Genomic DNA, 15,753 nt, shown 5'->3' on the forward strand with positions numbered 1-15,753 from the left:
GTGCCCGTCATGCCGGACCCCGATCCGGCATCCATACGGCGTCGAAGGCGGGTGGAATTGCGTCCGGTTCTTCACCGCCGGCGCGGCGGCGCTGGCCCATGGATTCCGGATCAAGTCCGGAATGACCAACAAAAACAACGTCATGCTGGACTTGATCCAGCATCCATACGGTGTCGAAGATCGTCCGGCCGCGCCCGCTCCTTCGCCCCCGGTGAAGCGGCGGCGGCCTATGGATTCCCAATCAGGTCGGGAATGACCAACAAGGGATCAATGCAGGCGGCCGCCGTCGGGGACTTTCTGGTCGGGGGCGATGAGGACGATGCCGCCTTCGACGTCGGCGAAGCCCAGGACCAGGACTTCGGAGACGAACTTGCCGATCTGCTTGGGCGGGAAATTGACGACCGCCGCCACCTGCCGGCCGACGAGCGTTTCGATGGAATAGTGGCGGGTGATCTGGGCGGAGGTCTTCTTCCGCCCGATCTCCGACCCGAAATCGACGACCAGCTTGATCGCCGGCTTCCGCGCCTCCGGATAGGGTTCGGCCGAGACGACGGTGCCGACGCGGATGTCGACTTTCAGGAAATCATCGAAACTGATGGTCATGACGAGCCTGTGGAGCGAAGGGGAGAACGTCCTTCGACAAGCTCAGGACGAGGGGTGGTGATTATTTGTCGGGCTTTTTCCCGGTCTCGTCCAGCATGGCTGCGATGCGCCTGTTGATGATGTCGGCGGCCTCCGCATTGGATTTGGCCAGCATCTCCGACAGTTCGCGCATGCCGGCGAGGGTTCGTTCGAACGACGCCTTCGTGAGGTCGGCCTGTTTGGCGACCTTGGCTTCCGGCGTGCCGGCGGTCGCGAACTCCGCAACTGAGGCGGTCATGTCCTCCACCGCCCGGCGCATGATCTCCACGTGGCGGCGGGCGACCTCCTGCATTCCTTCCATCGCGCGCTGGTTGGCGGCGGTCAGCGCCTCGACATTCTTGCGCTGAGCCGTCATCACGGCCTCCGCATCCATGCCGGGCATGCGAAAATCACCCATCATCCGGGTCACGTCGAAATCCCAGAAGGGCGCGCTCTGCTTCGTGGCCATCCTTCGATGCTCCTCAGATCGAGATGTCGGCGGAATCCTGCGGGTTTTGGGGGGCGGATTTGCGGGGGCGGGCTTCCAGGCTGTTGGCGACCCGTTCCGCCTGCTCCAGCCGCCGGTCGAGCGTCGCCATGGTGCGGGCCATGTCCTCGGTATCGTCGTCGAGCCAGGTCCGCAGGACCAGGAGATAAAGCACGCCCAGCGCCCGGACCTTCGCCCGACCGCGCATTCCGGTCGCCGGGATCGCGGAGGCTTCGAGCATCCAGCGCATCGACCGTTCGAACTGCGGCTGGAGGCACAGCGCCGTCATCGGATCGTGGCGCATGTCGCGCATCATCGCCTTGACGCCCGGCCCGTAGCCGTTCAGCGCGTCCAGCCTGCGCATCATGGCGTCGAACAGCCGGTCGCGGGGGCTGTCCTCCAGGTCCGGCTCCACCTCCAGCACCGCCTCGTCGACCAGCCGGCTCAGCCCCGCGGCGAGCGCCGGCTTGCTGGCGTAATGGCGGTAGAGTTCGGCCATCGGCACCCCGGCGGCCCTGGCGACGTCGGCCAGTTGCATCTGCCGCCAGCCGCGCTCCGCCGTCTGCTCCATCGCGACCTTGAGGATGTACGCCGGGATGTCTGCCTTCTTCACCATCGCTGGACCGTCGGCATGCCGTTGAGAGGAGAGTTCTCCCCAATCATATGGGAAGGGCGACCCGGTTGACCACCGGGCAAGGTCGTCAGGAGGCGAGTTCGCGGGATCGCCGCGTCGCCGCCGCGATGGCGCTGTCGAAGAGAGGCTGCACGCCATCCTCCGCCATCAGCACCTCCAGCGCCGCCTGGGTGGTGCCGTTCGGGCTGGTGACGTTCCGGCGCAGCGTGCCGGCCGGTTCGGAAGACGCCTCTGCCAGCGCCCCCGCCCCGATCACGGTCTGGCGCGCCAGCCGTTCGGCGAGGTCGCCCGGCAGGCCGGAGGCCCGTCCGGCCGCCGCCAGCGTCTCTATCAGCAGGAAGACATAGGCCGGCCCGCCGCCGGAAAGCGCCGTGACGGCATCGATCAGCCCTTCATCCTCCACCCATTCGACCGCGCCGGCCGCCGCCATCAGACGGCCGCACAGCGCGCGCTGACCGGGATCGACGGCGGGCGAGGAGACGAGGACGGAGATTCCCTTGCCGATCGCGGCGGGCGTGTTCGGCATGGCCCGAACGATGGCGGAACCATCCCCCAGCGCGCCGGTGAAGAAGCCGATCGTCTTGCCGGCCGCGATCGACAGGAAAACCGCGCGTCCGCCGGCGAAGCGGCGATAGGCGGGAAGGATGTCCGCCATCGCCTGCGGCTTGACGGCGAAGACGATGCAGGCGGGATCGAGATCGGCGGGGATATCTTCCGCCGAATCCACCCTGAGGATCGCCGGATGATCGGGGACTGAATCCTGATAGGGTTCGACCACGCAGACGCGGCCCGCCACGCCGGCCTTCAGCCAGCCTTCCAGAAGGGCGCCGCCCATCTTCCCGCAGCCGACGAGCAGCACCGTATCTGACATGGATCGGCCCTCAGGCTTCGGCGACGGTGTCCAGGATCGCGGCGGTCACCGCTTCGGAGGCCGACCGGCCGCCCGCCACGACGAAGTCGAAGGCCGGATAGAACCGCTCGCATTCCGACAGGGCGATGTCGACGAGGTCCTCCAGCATCTCCACGCTGGCGCCCTGATGGCCGCGCAGCAGGGTGGTGTGGCGGAACATCGGCACGCTTTCGTCGCTGTCGACGTCGAAATGGCCAAGCCACATGCGTTCGTTGATGGTGGCCAGAAGCTCATACGCTGCCGGCCGCCGATCCTCCGGCACCTTCATGTCGAACTGGCAGGAGAACTGCATCGCGCTGATCTCGTCCTGCCAGAAGAAGAAGAGCCGGTAACTGCACCAGCGACCCGCGACCTCCACCAGCATCTCGTCATGGCTGGACCGTTCGAACGCCCAGTCGTTCGCCAGCACGATCTCTTCCATGATGTCGAGCGGGTTCTGCGTGAAGTCGGTGCTTTCAACGGAGACAACCGTCATGCTGCAATGCCCTCCTTCGTGGGCGCTTTCGCGCGGGCGACCCGTCCCATATTCCCTAGCCCTGCTTCCATGCCTAGATTTCGGAAATCGTCGAAACCTAGTGGATTGCGAATATCGGGCCACCACTGGAAGTACGGTGTCACAGGACCGCCGCGTCACGCAACTGCATTTAAACTGAATAATGTGACCGATCGGTGAATTTCCGCCGTCGCCAATCAGGCATCGGGGGCTTTCTTGTGGGCGGCGGGCTTGCGAGGGGCGGTCCTCCCGGCAGTCGTCTTCCCCGCCGCCTTCCTGGCCGGAGCGGGCGACTTCGCGGCGGCCAGCCTTGATTCCAGATCGGCCACACGGCGTTCCAGCGTCTCCTGCTCTTCCCGCGCCTTCGCGGCCATGGCGCGAACGACCTCGAACTCCTCGCGGCTGACGACGTCCATGCGCGCCAGCACACGCTCCAGCCGCTGGCGCATCTGGGCTTCCATCTCGTCGCGCACGCCGAACACCGTTCCCATGGCGCCAGACGCGACACGGGCCAGGTCGTCAAGCAGCTTGCTGTCCACCTGCATCGAACTATCCTCGAACTCTACGAATGGCCGGCACTATGCCGGGACCGCCATCGCGTTGCAACACGCGCCCTCGACCGCCTATAAGGCGCATGGGAGGACCGATAATCAGGACGTGGGGCGTCGGAAGCCCGATGTCATCTTCTATCGTGTATCCCCGAGCCCGATCGTTCACGCGCCAAAGGCCCCCGATGACCGGCATTCCCTTCCCAGACATCGATCCGATCGCCCTCCAGATCGGCCCGTTCGCGATCCGCTGGTATGCGCTGGCCTATCTGGTCGGGTTCCTCGCGGGCTGGCGCTACTGCCTCCATCTGGCGCGGCTGACGCCGTTCCGGCCCCACCGCGCCGATCTGGACGACTACCTCACCTGGGCGGTCGTCGGCACCATCCTGGGCGGGCGGGTCGGCTATGTGCTGTTCTACAACCTGCCCTACTATCTGGAGAGCCCGCTGGCCGCGCTGCGCGTCTGGGAGGGCGGGATGTCCTTCCATGGCGGGATGCTGGGCGTGATCCTGGCGCTGATCCTGTTCGCGCTGAAGCGCGGCTTCTCCCCCTTCGCGCTGGGCGACGTGATCGCGGCGGCGGCGCCGATCGGCCTGTTCTTCGGGCGCATCGCCAATTTCGTGAACGCGGAGCTGTGGGGCAGGACGACCGACCTGCCCTGGGGCGTGGTCTTCCCCGGCGCCGGCCCCCTGCCCCGCCATCCGAGCCAGATCTACGAGGCCATCCTGGAAGGGCTGGTGCTGTTCCTGGTGCTGCTCTACCTGGCGCACCGGAAGGATATCCGCGCCCGCCCCGGCATCGTCGGCGGAACCTTCCTGATCGGCTACGGAATCTGCCGCTTCCTGGTGGAATTCGTGCGGGAGCCGGACGCGCAGCTCGGCTTCCTGTGGTTCGGCGCGACCATGGGGCAGCTTCTGTCCCTGCCCATGATCGCCGTCGGCATTGTCTTCATCTGGCGGGCGATGCGACGGCCGCCGCTGACGGAAACGGCTTCGGCGGCGGCATGAATCCGCTGGCCGATCTGCTGCGCCGGCGGATCGCGCATGACGGCCCGGTCAGCGTGGCCGACTTCATGGCGACGGCGCTGGGCCATCCTGCCCATGGCTATTACGCCACCCGGGATCCGTTCGGCGTCGCAGGCGATTTCACCACCGCGCCGGAGATCAGCCAGATGTTCGGGGAGCTGATCGGCCTCTGGTGCGCCGATCTCTGGGTCCGGATCGGCCGCCCCGCGCCGGTCAGGCTGGTGGAGCTGGGGCCGGGGCGCGGGACGCTGATGGCCGACGCGCTGCGCGCCGCCCGGAGTCTCCCCGGATTCCGGGAGGCGATCGCGGTGCATCTGGTGGAGACGAGCCCAACGCTTCGGGAAAGGCAGGCCGAAACGCTGCCCGACGCCGGCCCGACCTGGCACGACCGCTTCGACGAGGTCCCGGACGGTCCGGCGCTGGTCATCGCGAACGAGCTTTTCGACGCGCTGCCGATCCGCCAATTCCAGATGACCGACCGGGGCTGGCGGGAGCGGCTGGTAGCCTGGGACGAAAAGGAAAGCGCCTTCGCCTTCGCGCTTTCGGCCCAGGCCGATCCCGCCGCCGCGCTGATCGCGGCCTCCGGCCCGCCGGGGACGATCGCGGAGATCTGCCCGGCCGGCCTGTCGCTGGCGACAGGCATCGCGGAAAGGATCGGAAGCCGGAGCGGCGGGGCGATCGTCATCGATTACGGCCATGGCGGCGGGACGGGCGACAGTTTCCAGGCGGTGCGCGGCCATGCCTTCGTCGACCCGCTGGCCGATCCGGGAGAGGCCGATTTGACCGCTCATGTCGATTTCGGCGCGCTCGCCAGCGCCGCGCGCCAGACCGCAGCCCGGACCTTCGGGCCCATCACCCAGCGCGCCTTCCTGGAGGCGCTGGGCATCCGGGAGCGGGCGCATATCCTGTCGGCCAACGCTTCGCCCGCCCAACGCCGGGCGATCCAGAGCGGGCTCGACCGCCTGACCGGCCCCGACGCCATGGGCAACCTGTTCAAGGCGCTGGCCATCGTCCATCCCGACGCCGGAACGCCCGCCGGCTTCACCTGACAGCGGACCATCCATGATCCAGCACCCGACATTGAGCGCCCGGAACGGAATCCGCCACGGCTTCTTCACCCGCCGCAACGGCTTCTCGACCGGCCTCTACGAGTCGCGGAACTGCGGTTTCGGATCGGACGATTCGGCGGAGAACGTCGCCCGGAACCGCGCGGCCTGCATGACCCGGCTATCCGGGGATTCGGCCGAACTCGTCACCGTCCACCAGACCCACAGCGCGGATGTGGCGGTGGTCGAGTCGCCGTGGCCGCACGCCGACGCCCCCCGCGCCGACGCTCTGGTCACCGACCGGCCGGGCATCGCGCTGGGCATCCTGACCGCCGATTGCGCCCCCGTCCTGTTCGCCGACAGCGAAGCCGGAATCATCGGCGCGGCCCATGCCGGGTGGAAGGGCGCGCTGGGCGGCGTGACCGACGCGACACTCGACGCCATGGCCGGGCTGGGCGCGAAGGCCGAACGGATCGTCGCCGTCATCGGCCCCCGGATCGGCGCGGACAGCTATGAGGTGGGGCCGGAATTCCGCGAGCGGTTCGTGGCCGACGACGCCGCGAACGAACGCTTCTTCGCCCCCTCCCCCCGCGCCGGGCATCTCCTCTTCGATCTCGGCTTCTACATCGCCGGCAGGCTGGAGCAAGCAGGCGTGGGAGAGATCGCGCTTTCCAGCCACGACACGCTGAAGGAGGAGGATCTCTTCTTCAGCTACCGCCGGTCCTGCCTTCGCGGCGAAGGCGACTATGGCCGGGGGCTGTCGGCGATCCTGCTGGAGGAATAGGCGATGCCCTACATGGTGATGCTGATCGTCTTCTGCGTCCTGGGACTGATGGTGAGCTGCGTGCTGTGAAGGAAGCGCGGCCGGCGTTCGGCGCGGTCTACGACATTTACATGTCCAAGGACCGCTGATATATGACCCGCGCCTCTCTTCGACCGCCCGCGCGATTCCAGCAAATGAACGGCCACAGCCAATGAAAATCCTCGCTTGCAACAGCAACCGGCCGCTGAGCGAGGCGATCTCCGCATATCTCCAGACCCCGTTGACCAAGGCGTCGATCCGGCGCTTCGCCGACATGGAGGTGTTCGTCGAGATCCTGGAGAATGTGCGCGGCGAGGATGTGTTCGTCATCCAGTCGACCAGCTATCCCGCCAACGACAACCTGATGGAGCTGCTGGTCACGATGGACGCGCTGCGGCGCGGATCGGCCCGGCGGATCACGGCGGTCCTGCCCTATTACGGCTATGCCCGCCAGGACCGGAAGACCGGCCCGCGCACCCCCATCTCCGCCAAGCTTGTCGCCAATCTGATCACCCAGGCCGGGGCCGACCGCGTGCTGACGCTGGACCTCCATGCCGGGCAGATCCAGGGCTTCTTCGACATCCCGCTGGACAACCTCGTCGCCGGGCCGGTGTTCGTGAAGGACATCAAGGAACGGCAGAACGGGGACGACGACCTCGTCATCGTGTCGCCCGACGTGGGCGGCGTGGTGCGCGCCCGCGCCATCGCCAAGCGGCTGGACGCCGACCTGGCCATCATCGACAAGAGGCGCGAACGCGCCGGCGTGTCGGAGGTGATGAACATCATCGGCGATGTGGAAGGCCGGGTCTGCATCCTGGTCGACGACATCGTCGACAGCGCCGGCACGCTGTGCAACGCCGCCGTGGCGCTGAGCGAGGCGGGGGCGAAGTCCGTTTCGGCCTATGTCACCCATGGCGTGCTGTCCGGCGGCGCCGTCGCCCGCGTGGCCGCCTCGCCGCTTCATGAGCTGGTGACGACGGATTCGATCCTGGCGACCGAGGCCGTGCGCGTCGGCCACAACATCCGCCAGTTGACCATCGCGTCGCTGGTCGGCGAGGCGATGAAGCGGATTTCCGAGGAACGCTCCGTCTCCTCCCTTTTCAATTGACGGGGCCTGATCAATTGACGGGCCTGACGGCAGGAGCATCCATCGGCCGGATGCCCATCGGCCCTATGCTTGACTCGACCGCGAAACCCCATAGAGTTCCGCGCTCTTGAAAGACCCGTTCAATCTGAAGGTTGGCATGGAGAAGGGTGTCGCGATCACGTTGCCCGACGGCAGCGTGCGCAATTTCGACGGTCCGGTGTCCGGCGCGGAGATCGCGGCGAACATCGCAAAGAGCCTGTCCAAGGCGGCGATCGGCGTCAAAATCGACGGCGCGCTGAAGGATCTGGACACCAACATCGCCGACGATTCGTCGGTCGCCATCATCACGCGCCAGTCGCCCGAGGCGCTGGAGCTGATCCGGCACGACGCCGCCCATGTGATGGCCGAGGCCGTCCAGACGCTCTATCCCGGCACCCAGGTGACGATCGGCCCCGCGATCGACAACGGCTTCTATTACGATTTCGCCCGCGACGAGCCCTTCACGCCCGACGATCTGGCGAAGATCGAGGCGAAGATGGCCGAGATCATGGCCCGGAACGAGCCGTTCCGGCGAGAGGAATGGGACCGGCAGGAAGCCATCCGTTTCTTCGAGGACCGGGGCGAGAAGTACAAGGCGGAGATCATCCGCGACCTGCCGGAGACGGAGACGATCTCCGTCTACCGCCAGGGCGAATGGCTGGACCTCTGCCGCGGCCCGCACATGCCGTCGACGGGGCATGTCGGCAAGGGCGTGAAGCTGACCAAGGTGGCCGGCGCCTACTGGCGCGGCGACCACCGGAACGCGATGCTCCAGCGCATCTACGGCACGGCCTGGCGCGACGAGAAGGAGCTGAACGCCTACCTCACCCAGCTTGAGGAGGCGGAGAAGCGCGACCATCGCCGCATCGGCAAGGAGATGGATTTGTTCCACCTCCAGGAAGAGGCGGCGGGCAGCGTCTTCTGGCACGCCAAGGGCTGGACGCTGTGGCGGACGCTGGAGAACTACATCCGGGACAAGCTGGCGGATGCCGGCTATGACGAAGTCCGGACGCCTCAACTGATCGACAAGTCCCTGTTCCAGGCCTCCGGCCATTGGGACTTCTACGGCGACAACATGTACAAGGTCCGGGTCGACGACGACCGCGTCTTCGGCCTGAAGCCGATGAACTGTCCCGGCCACGTCCAGATCTTCAAGCAGGGGCTGGTCAGCTACCGCGACCTGCCGATCCGCATGGCGGAGTTCGGCGCCTGCCACCGGAACGAGCCTTCGGGCGCGCTCCACGGCATCATGCGGGTCCGCGCCTTCACCCAGGACGACGCGCATATCTTCTGCCGCGAGGACCAGGTGACGCAGGAGGCGGTCGATTACTGCCGGCTGCAGATGCAGGTCTATCGCGATCTGGGTTTCGAGAATATCGACATCAAGCTGGCGCTGCGGCCCGACGACAAGGCCGGCGACGACGAGGTCTGGGACCGGGCGGAGGACGGGCTGCGCCAGGCGCTGCGGGAAGCCGGCCTGGAGTTCGAGGAACTACCCGGCGAAGGCGCATTCTATGGCCCGAAGGTCGAATTCCACCTGACCGACGCGATCGGGCGGACGTGGCAGTGCGGGACGCTGCAACTCGACTTCGTGCTGCCCGAGCGGCTGGACGCCAGCTATATCGCGGAGGACAGCCAGCGCCACCGGCCGGTGATGCTGCACCGGGCGCTACTGGGATCGATGGAGCGGTTCATCGGCATCCTGATCGAGCATTACGCCGGCCGCTTCCCGCTGTGGCTGGCGCCGGTCCAGGCGGTGGTCGCGACCATCACCAACGACGCCGACGCCTATGGCGCGGAGGTGCTGGAGCAGCTTCGCGCGCGGGGAATCAGGGCGGAATTGGACGTCCGGAACGAGAAGATCAACTACAAGATCAGGGAACACTCGCTGAAGAAGGTGCCTCTGCTGGTGGTCGTGGGCAACCGGGAGGCCGAACAGCGGACCGTCGCCCTGCGCCGGCTGGGCGGCAAGGATCAGGAAATTCTTGCTCTCGACGACGCTGTTTCTACAATTGAAGGTGATGCGCGTTCTCCGCTTGCCTAAAGCGGGGGTGCGTTACCATGTGTTCAACCGAACTGCGGTCGAAGACCGTGGCGACATCACTGCGATAGGAGGCTGTTCATAGCCAGAGGACCCCAAAACGCTCCCCCGACCCGCGAAGGGCCCCGGGTGAACCGTGAGATCGACGTGCCATCCGTCCGCCTGGTGGGCGCGGATGGCGAGATGATCGGCGTCGTGCATATCCGCGACGCGCTGCGCGCGGCGGAGGACGCCGCCCTGGACCTGGTGGAGGTCTCGCCGAACGCCGACCCGCCGGTCTGCAAGATCCTGGACTACGGCAAATACAAGTACGAAGCCCAGAAGAAGAAGAACGAAGCGCGCAAGAAGCAGAAGGTCATCGATGTCAAGGAGATAAAGCTCCGCCCGAACATCGACGACAACGACTATCAGGTAAAGATGCGGAACGCGCGCCGCTTCATCGAAGAGGGCGACAAGGTGAAGGTCACCTTGCGGTTCAGGGGGCGCGAGATGGCGCACCAGGAGTTGGGCATGAACGTCCTTGTCCGCGTCCGCGACGAGCTGGAAGAGATGGCCAAGGTCGAGCAGATGCCCAAGATGGAAGGCCGGCAGATGATCATGGTCCTGACGCCGCGTTAAGATGTGGGGCTGAGGCGTCGGCCGATGGCCGGAGACGAGGCCCGCGCTTGACCCGCGGGCCTTTTCCCTATTTGGCTGTTGGCTTTCCGCCCTTTTGGACCCAAATCTCCTGCAAGATCGTTTTGCCTGAAGATGCGATACCAGATGACACTCCTCGACATTCGACGCCGCGCGGGAGCCGCCGCCCTGATCGCCGGCGCCGCGCTTTTCCCCGCCGCGGTCTACGCCCAGCAGCAGCCGGCGGAGGACGCGCCGGCCGGCGGCGCGACGGACGAAGCGGCCGAGGCGACGGAGTCGCCCCCTCCGCAAGAGGAGGCGGAATGGTCTATCCTGATCGTGGGATCGGACCCGAGCCTGTCGGAGGAGGAGTTCAACCAGTCGGTGATCCGCGACCTGCCGGAACGGCTGCTCGATCCGGAGACGAACTTCACCAACTCATCGGCTTACCTGCCCGAGAACGACTACCGGCTGGTGATGGTCTTCCATGGGACCGAGGAGGTGGACCGAGGGGCGCTCTGCACCTTGCAGCAGGACACGCCGGAGGCGCTGGAGACCGCGCCGCCGAGATTCGACGATCTGCGCCAGTCCACCTATGTCACCGCCGCCTTCTGCGAGGGGGATGAGGCGCTGCGCACCTCCGACAGTTCCATGACGGGAATCGTGGAGCCCGGCTCCACCTCCTTCAAATTCATGGTCCGCGACGCCGTCCAGCAGCTTTTCCCCGACGGCTACGAAATGGTCCCCCAACCGGAAACCAACATCGCCCCGGCGATAGTGGAGTAGGACGCGCCCCACCTCCTCATGGTGAGCCTGTCGAACCATGTGGGGCACGTACCTTTCGACAGGCTCAAGGTGGGGAAGAAACGCGCAATCTCCCCGCCAAAACGTCATGCCGGACTCCGATCCCGCCAAAACGTCATGCCGGACTCCGATCCGGCATCCATGCGGCGTCGATGGCGGCTGAGGCCGCGCCCGTCTTGCCCCGCCGGCGAAGCGGCAACGGCCTATGGATTCCCGATCAAGTCGGGAATGACCAACCAAGATAAAAACCTCATGGTGAGCCTGTCGAACCATGTAGGGCACGCACCTTTCGACAGGCTCAAGGTGAGAAAGAAACGCGCATTTTCCCGCCAAAAACGTCATGCCGGCCCCCGATCCGGCATCCATACGGCGTCCGGTCTTCTCCGCCGGTGAAGCGGCGGCGGCCCATGGATTCCCGAACAAGTCGGGAATGTCCAATAAAAACAATGTCATGCTGGACTTGATCCAGCATCCATGCGGTGTCGATGAAGGTCAGGACCGCGCCAGTTCTTCGCCGCCAGTGAAACTGGCGACGACCCATGGATTCCGGATCAAGTCCGGAATGACGAATTGAGGAAAGGTTTTCGCCCTCTCGCCTCAGTCGAAATAGACGTGGAGGCCCAGGCCGAAATATTCCAGGTCGCGTTCGTAGAACTGACCGTTGGGGTTGCGGCCGTTATAGTATTCGGCGGTGATCTGGACGGTCTGGCTGGTGAGGCGGGAGTTTTCGATCTGGAAGCCGGCGCGGAGCGCGATGTCGGTGTTCCATTCGTTCTCCTCCCGCCATTGCAGGTCGGCCGCCGCGATCGGGCGCAGCGTGTCGGAGATCAGTTCGCTGCCGCGCCATTCGACGCCGGCCTGGGTCATCCACGGCTCCAGCTCCGCCGGCTCCCGGTGGAACAGGTACCCGCCGCCGCCATAGACCCGCCAGCTCTCGTTGATGTCGTAGGAGAGGATCGTGTCGATCGCCTCATAGCTGACATTGACGCGGTTCTCGCCGTCGACCTCCTCCCGCAGCAGATATTCGTCGCCCAGATGGGAGCTCTGGTGATAGATGCGGCTGGTCGAGGAGAAGTTGCCGCGCCGGTAGTTGAACGGGATGCCGACCCAGTAATCGGCGTTGATCAGGTCCGCGCTGTCGCTGGCGAGGTCGAAGACTGCGAACACGCCGGCCTGAAAGCCGATCTCCCACTGCCCGCCCAGCCCTTCGCTGCGATAGAGGGAGAAGGTCTCCCCGAAGCTGGTGGCGCCGGCATGCTCCACGTCCGGATCGTTGGTGTAATACTGGTAGGATGCCGAGAAGTGAGGCCAGCGCCGATCCGCCAGCAGCGGGTCGAACAGGGTCGACCGGGCGAGGATCTGGGGTTCCTGCACGTCCACGGTCGCCGCCGCGCCGGAGGCCAGCGGAACGGGCGTCACCGGCTCCGGCGTCGGGGCCGCTTCCCCCGCCACCACGGCCGGCGCTTCGGCCCCTTCGCCTTCCTCCTTGATCAGCTGCGTCTCCGCCTCCACCACCATCACGTGGCTGACGCCGGGGATGGTTCCGATCGCCTGCTGGAGGCGGGGAACCTCACGGGCGTCCAGAAGTGGTGCCGTCACCCGGACCACGCCGCTGTCGACCACGACGGCCGCATTGGGAAGCTGGAATTCGCGGGCAAGAATGGCCGCCGCGTAGCCGGTGATGAAGCTGTCGTCAGGCGCCTGTCCCGGAATTGCCTGGGCATGGGCAAGGCCCGTCCAGCCGGCGAGCAGCAGCGGCGTTGCATAGAGAAGACCACGCGCGCGGCGTCCGGCGGAACCAACAGACATCGACCAACTCTCCTGAAAGACCTTTTGGGGGCGACGACCCCCGCATACCATATCCTGGCTGCCTTGGTCGCCGGAGAACCCGTCGGAAATATGACCGCATTAGGAAAAAGCCGGCCCCCGCGCGAGGAAGCCGGCTTTTCCGGAGATGATGGGAGGCCGCCCTACTCGGCGGCGTCCGCCAGCCGGCCCTCGATCAGCAGGCCGACATCGCCGGCCGTCACCTCGACCTTCTGGCCGTCGACGATCTCCCCTTCCAGGATGCGCGTCGCCAGCGGGTTCTGGAGCGCCCGCTGGATGACCCGCTTCAGCGGCCGCGCGCCATAGGCGGGGTCGTAGCCGGCATCCGCCAGCCAGGCCTTCGCGCCCGCATCCAGGTCCAGTTCGATATCCCGGTCGGCCAGCAGCTTCCGCAGCCGCTGGAGCTGGATGTCGACGATCCCCGTCATGTCCTCACGGGTCAGCCGGCCGAACACGATCATCTCATCCAGCCGGTTGAGGAATTCCGGCCGGAAATGGTCGCGCGCGGCCTTCAGCACCTTCTCCCGCGCCAGGATTGCCGCCTGCTCGCTCTCTTCCGCCGGGGCGGAGGCCAGATATTCCGACCCCAGGTTGGAAGTCATGACGATGAGCGTGTTGCGAAAATCCACCGTCCGCCCCTGCCCGTCCGTCAGACGCCCGTCGTCGAGCACCTGGAGCAGGACGTTGAAGACGTCCGGATGGGCCTTCTCCACCTCGTCGAACAGCACGACCTGATAGGGCCGGCGGCGCACCGCTTCGGTCAGCGCCCCGCCTTCGTCATAGCCGACATAGCCGGGAGGCGCGCCGATCAGCCGGGCGACGGAATGCTTCTCCATGTATTCCGACATATCGATGCGGACCATCGCGCTTTCGTCGTCGAACAGGAATTCCGCCAGCGCCTTCGTCAGCTCCGTCTTGCCGACGCCGGTCGGCCCCAGGAACAGGAAGGAGCCGATGGGCCGGTTGGGGTCCTGCAGGCCGGCGCGGGCGCGGCGGACGGCGTTGGCGACGGCGGTCACCGCCTCCCCCTGCCCGACCACGCGGGATTGCAGCTTCTGCTCCATCTGCAGAAGCTTCTCCCGTTCGCCCTCCAGCATCTTGTCCACCGGGATGCCGGTCCAGCGGGAGACGACGGCCGCGATGTCGTCCGACCGCACCTCCTCCTTCAGCATCTGGCCGCCGACGACGCCGTCGGCTTCGGACAGGCGGCGCTCCAGTTCCGGGATCACGCCGTAGGTCAGTTCACCGGCGCGCGCCCAGTTGCCGCCGCGCTGCGCCTGTTCCAGCTCCACCCGGGCGTGGTCGAGCTGCTCCTTCAGCTTCTGGGAGGAGCTGAGCTTCTCCTTCTCCGCCCGCCAGGCGGCGGTCAGCTCCGCCGATTTCTGCTCAAGCTCCGACAGTTCGGTTTCGAGCCGGTCCAGCCGCTCCTTGGAACCCGGATCGGATTCCTTCTTCAGCGCCTCCCGCTCGATCTTGAGCTGGATGATGCGGCGGTCCAGCTCATCGATCGATTCGGGCTTGGAATCGACCTCCATGCGCAGGCGCGACGCGGCCTCATCGATCAGGTCGATGGCCTTGTCGGGCAGGAACCGGTCGGTGATGTAGCGGTGCGACAGGGTCGCGGAGGACACGATCGCGGCGTCGGTGATGCGGACGCCGTGATGCAGCTCGTACTTCTCCTTCAGGCCGCGGAGGATGGAGATCGTGTCCTCCACCGTCGGTTCGGAAACGAAGACCGGCTGGAAGCGCCGGGCCAGCGCCGCGTCCTTCTCCACATGCTTGCGGTATTCGTCCAGCGTCGTCGCGCCGACGCAATGCAGTTCGCCCCGCGCCAGCGCCGGCTTCAGCATGTTGGACGCATCCATCGCGCCGTCGGCCTTGCCCGCGCCGACCAGCGTGTGCATCTCGTCGATGAAGAGGACGATCTCTCCGGCCGCGGACTGGACCTCCTGGAGGACGGCCTTCAGCCGTTCCTCGAACTCTCCCCGGAACTTGGCGCCCGCGATCAGCGCGCCGAGGTCGAGCGCCAGCAGGCGCTTGTTGCGCAGGCCTTCCGGCACATCGCCATTGACGATGCGCTGGGCCAGCCCCTCCACGATCGCGGTCTTGCCGACGCCGGGCTCGCCGATCAGCACGGGGTTGTTCTTGGTCCGGCGGGACAGGACCTGGATGGTCCGCCTGATCTCCTCATCCCGGCCGATCACCGGATCCAGCTTGCCGTCGCGCGCCGCTTCGGTCAGGTCGCGGGCGTATTTGTTCAGCGCGTCGAAATTGGCTTCGGCGTTGGCGCTATCGGCGGTGCGGCCCTTGCGGATGTCGTTGACCACGCCGTTCAGCTTCTGCGCCGTCGCGCCCGCCTCCGACAGCGCCTTGGCGGCCGGCGTGCCCTGGGCGAGCGCCAGCGCGATCAGCAGCCTTTCGACCGTGACGAACTGGTCCTTGGCCTTGGTCGCCTGCTCCTCCGCGTTCTCGAAGACGCGGCTCAGTTCCCGGCTGAGATAGACCTGCGACGCGCCGGAGCCTTCGACCTTCGGTAGCTTGCCGAGCGCGGCGTCGGTCGCGGTGAGAACGGCCTTGGCGTCTCCGCCGGCCGTGATGATGAGATTGGCCGCCATCCCTTCCTGATCGTCCAGCAGAACTTTCAGGAGGTGTTCGGGCGTCAATTGCTGATGGCCCTCGCGAAGGGCCAGTGTCTGCGCCGCCTGGACGAAGCCGCGACTGCGCTCTGTGAATTTCTCGAAATTCATGGGGTTTTTAACTCCGCTTACCGGCGT

The 15,753-nt window shown here is 66.3% G+C and carries 17 protein-coding genes; 8 read left to right on the forward strand and 9 right to left on the reverse strand.

Annotated features, from left to right (window positions below):
- Window positions 1-7 precede the first annotated feature (7 nt).
- The 7 genes from AAFN89_RS16150 to AAFN89_RS16180 form a co-directional block, all read right to left on the reverse strand.
- On the reverse strand, window positions 8-163 hold the full coding sequence (locus tag AAFN89_RS16150; RefSeq protein ID WP_347540166.1) for a hypothetical protein: 156 nt from the start codon (window positions 161-163) through the stop codon (window positions 8-10).
- 104 nt (window positions 164-267) lie between these two features.
- On the reverse strand, window positions 268-603 hold the full coding sequence (locus AAFN89_RS16155) for a tRNA-binding protein (protein WP_347540167.1): 336 nt from the start codon (window positions 601-603) through the stop codon (window positions 268-270).
- A gap of 61 nt (window positions 604-664) precedes the next feature.
- Window positions 665-1,090 carry a phasin family protein gene (locus AAFN89_RS16160; RefSeq protein WP_347540168.1) on the reverse strand — a complete coding sequence of 142 codons (426 nt, stop codon included), beginning with the start codon at window positions 1,088-1,090 and terminating at the stop codon, window positions 665-667.
- A 13-nt stretch (window positions 1,091-1,103) separates the two neighbouring features.
- Window positions 1,104-1,724: a helix-turn-helix domain-containing protein gene (locus tag AAFN89_RS16165; RefSeq protein ID WP_347540171.1), complete on the reverse strand. Its 621-nt coding sequence runs from the start codon at window positions 1,722-1,724 to the stop codon at window positions 1,104-1,106.
- An 85-nt stretch (window positions 1,725-1,809) separates the two neighbouring features.
- Entirely contained in the window at window positions 1,810-2,613 is an 804-nt protein-coding gene (proC, locus tag AAFN89_RS16170; RefSeq protein WP_347540172.1) for a pyrroline-5-carboxylate reductase, read from the reverse strand.
- Between the two features lie 10 nt (window positions 2,614-2,623).
- A complete protein-coding gene (locus AAFN89_RS16175) occupies window positions 2,624-3,127 on the reverse strand; it encodes a YbjN domain-containing protein (protein WP_347540173.1) in 504 nt (167 codons plus the stop codon).
- A gap of 215 nt (window positions 3,128-3,342) precedes the next feature.
- The gene (locus AAFN89_RS16180) at window positions 3,343-3,690 is read right to left on the reverse strand and encodes an accessory factor UbiK family protein (RefSeq protein ID WP_347540175.1); all 348 of its coding nucleotides are present in this window, start codon (window positions 3,688-3,690) and stop codon (window positions 3,343-3,345) included.
- Window positions 3,691-3,878: 188 nt separating this feature from the next.
- Here AAFN89_RS16180 and lgt point away from each other — a divergent pair, with 188 nt between their 5' ends.
- The 8 genes from lgt to AAFN89_RS16220 all read left to right on the forward strand — a co-directional run bounded on the left by lgt (window position 3,879) and on the right by AAFN89_RS16220 (window position 11,726).
- Window positions 3,879-4,700, forward strand: coding sequence for a prolipoprotein diacylglyceryl transferase (lgt, locus tag AAFN89_RS16185; RefSeq protein ID WP_347540176.1), 822 nt, complete (start codon window positions 3,879-3,881; stop codon window positions 4,698-4,700).
- Window positions 4,697-5,767, forward strand: coding sequence for a class I SAM-dependent methyltransferase (locus AAFN89_RS16190; protein ID WP_347540178.1), 1,071 nt, complete (start codon window positions 4,697-4,699; stop codon window positions 5,765-5,767). The genes lgt and AAFN89_RS16190 overlap by 4 nt, the downstream gene beginning before the upstream one ends.
- Window positions 5,768-5,780: 13 nt before the next feature.
- On the forward strand, window positions 5,781-6,548 hold the full coding sequence (pgeF, locus tag AAFN89_RS16195) for a peptidoglycan editing factor PgeF (protein WP_347540180.1): 768 nt from the start codon (window positions 5,781-5,783) through the stop codon (window positions 6,546-6,548).
- 190 nt (window positions 6,549-6,738) lie between these two features.
- The gene (locus AAFN89_RS16200) at window positions 6,739-7,674 is read left to right on the forward strand and encodes a ribose-phosphate pyrophosphokinase (protein ID WP_347540184.1); all 936 of its coding nucleotides are present in this window, start codon (window positions 6,739-6,741) and stop codon (window positions 7,672-7,674) included.
- A 136-nt stretch (window positions 7,675-7,810) separates the two neighbouring features.
- Entirely contained in the window at window positions 7,811-9,736 is a 1,926-nt protein-coding gene (gene thrS / locus AAFN89_RS16205) for a threonine--tRNA ligase (protein ID WP_347540186.1), read from the forward strand.
- A gap of 126 nt (window positions 9,737-9,862) precedes the next feature.
- Window positions 9,863-10,351, forward strand: a complete 489-nt coding sequence (gene infC / locus AAFN89_RS16210) for a translation initiation factor IF-3 (protein ID WP_347540187.1) — start codon at window positions 9,863-9,865, stop codon at window positions 10,349-10,351.
- Window positions 10,352-10,495: 144 nt separating this feature from the next.
- The gene (locus AAFN89_RS16215) at window positions 10,496-11,134 is read left to right on the forward strand and encodes a hypothetical protein (RefSeq protein WP_347540190.1); all 639 of its coding nucleotides are present in this window, start codon (window positions 10,496-10,498) and stop codon (window positions 11,132-11,134) included.
- Window positions 11,135-11,492: 358 nt separating this feature from the next.
- A complete protein-coding gene (locus AAFN89_RS16220; protein WP_347540193.1) occupies window positions 11,493-11,726 on the forward strand; it encodes a hypothetical protein in 234 nt (77 codons plus the stop codon).
- A 23-nt stretch (window positions 11,727-11,749) separates the two neighbouring features.
- Here the strand turns inward: AAFN89_RS16220 and AAFN89_RS16225 are convergent, their stop codons facing one another.
- Together AAFN89_RS16225 and clpB are read right to left on the reverse strand one after the other, a co-directional pair.
- Window positions 11,750-12,961, reverse strand: a complete 1,212-nt coding sequence (locus AAFN89_RS16225; RefSeq protein WP_347540195.1) for a DUF1207 domain-containing protein — start codon at window positions 12,959-12,961, stop codon at window positions 11,750-11,752.
- A 161-nt stretch (window positions 12,962-13,122) separates the two neighbouring features.
- Complete coding sequence (gene clpB, locus AAFN89_RS16230; protein WP_347540196.1) at window positions 13,123-15,726, reverse strand: ATP-dependent chaperone ClpB; 2,604 nt, start codon at window positions 15,724-15,726, stop codon at window positions 13,123-13,125.
- Between the last annotated feature and the right edge of the window lie 27 nt (window positions 15,727-15,753).

Source organism: Inquilinus sp. CAU 1745 (genome assembly GCF_039839375.1).
Taxonomy (GTDB): domain Bacteria; phylum Pseudomonadota; class Alphaproteobacteria; order DSM-16000; family Inquilinaceae; genus JBDOQU01.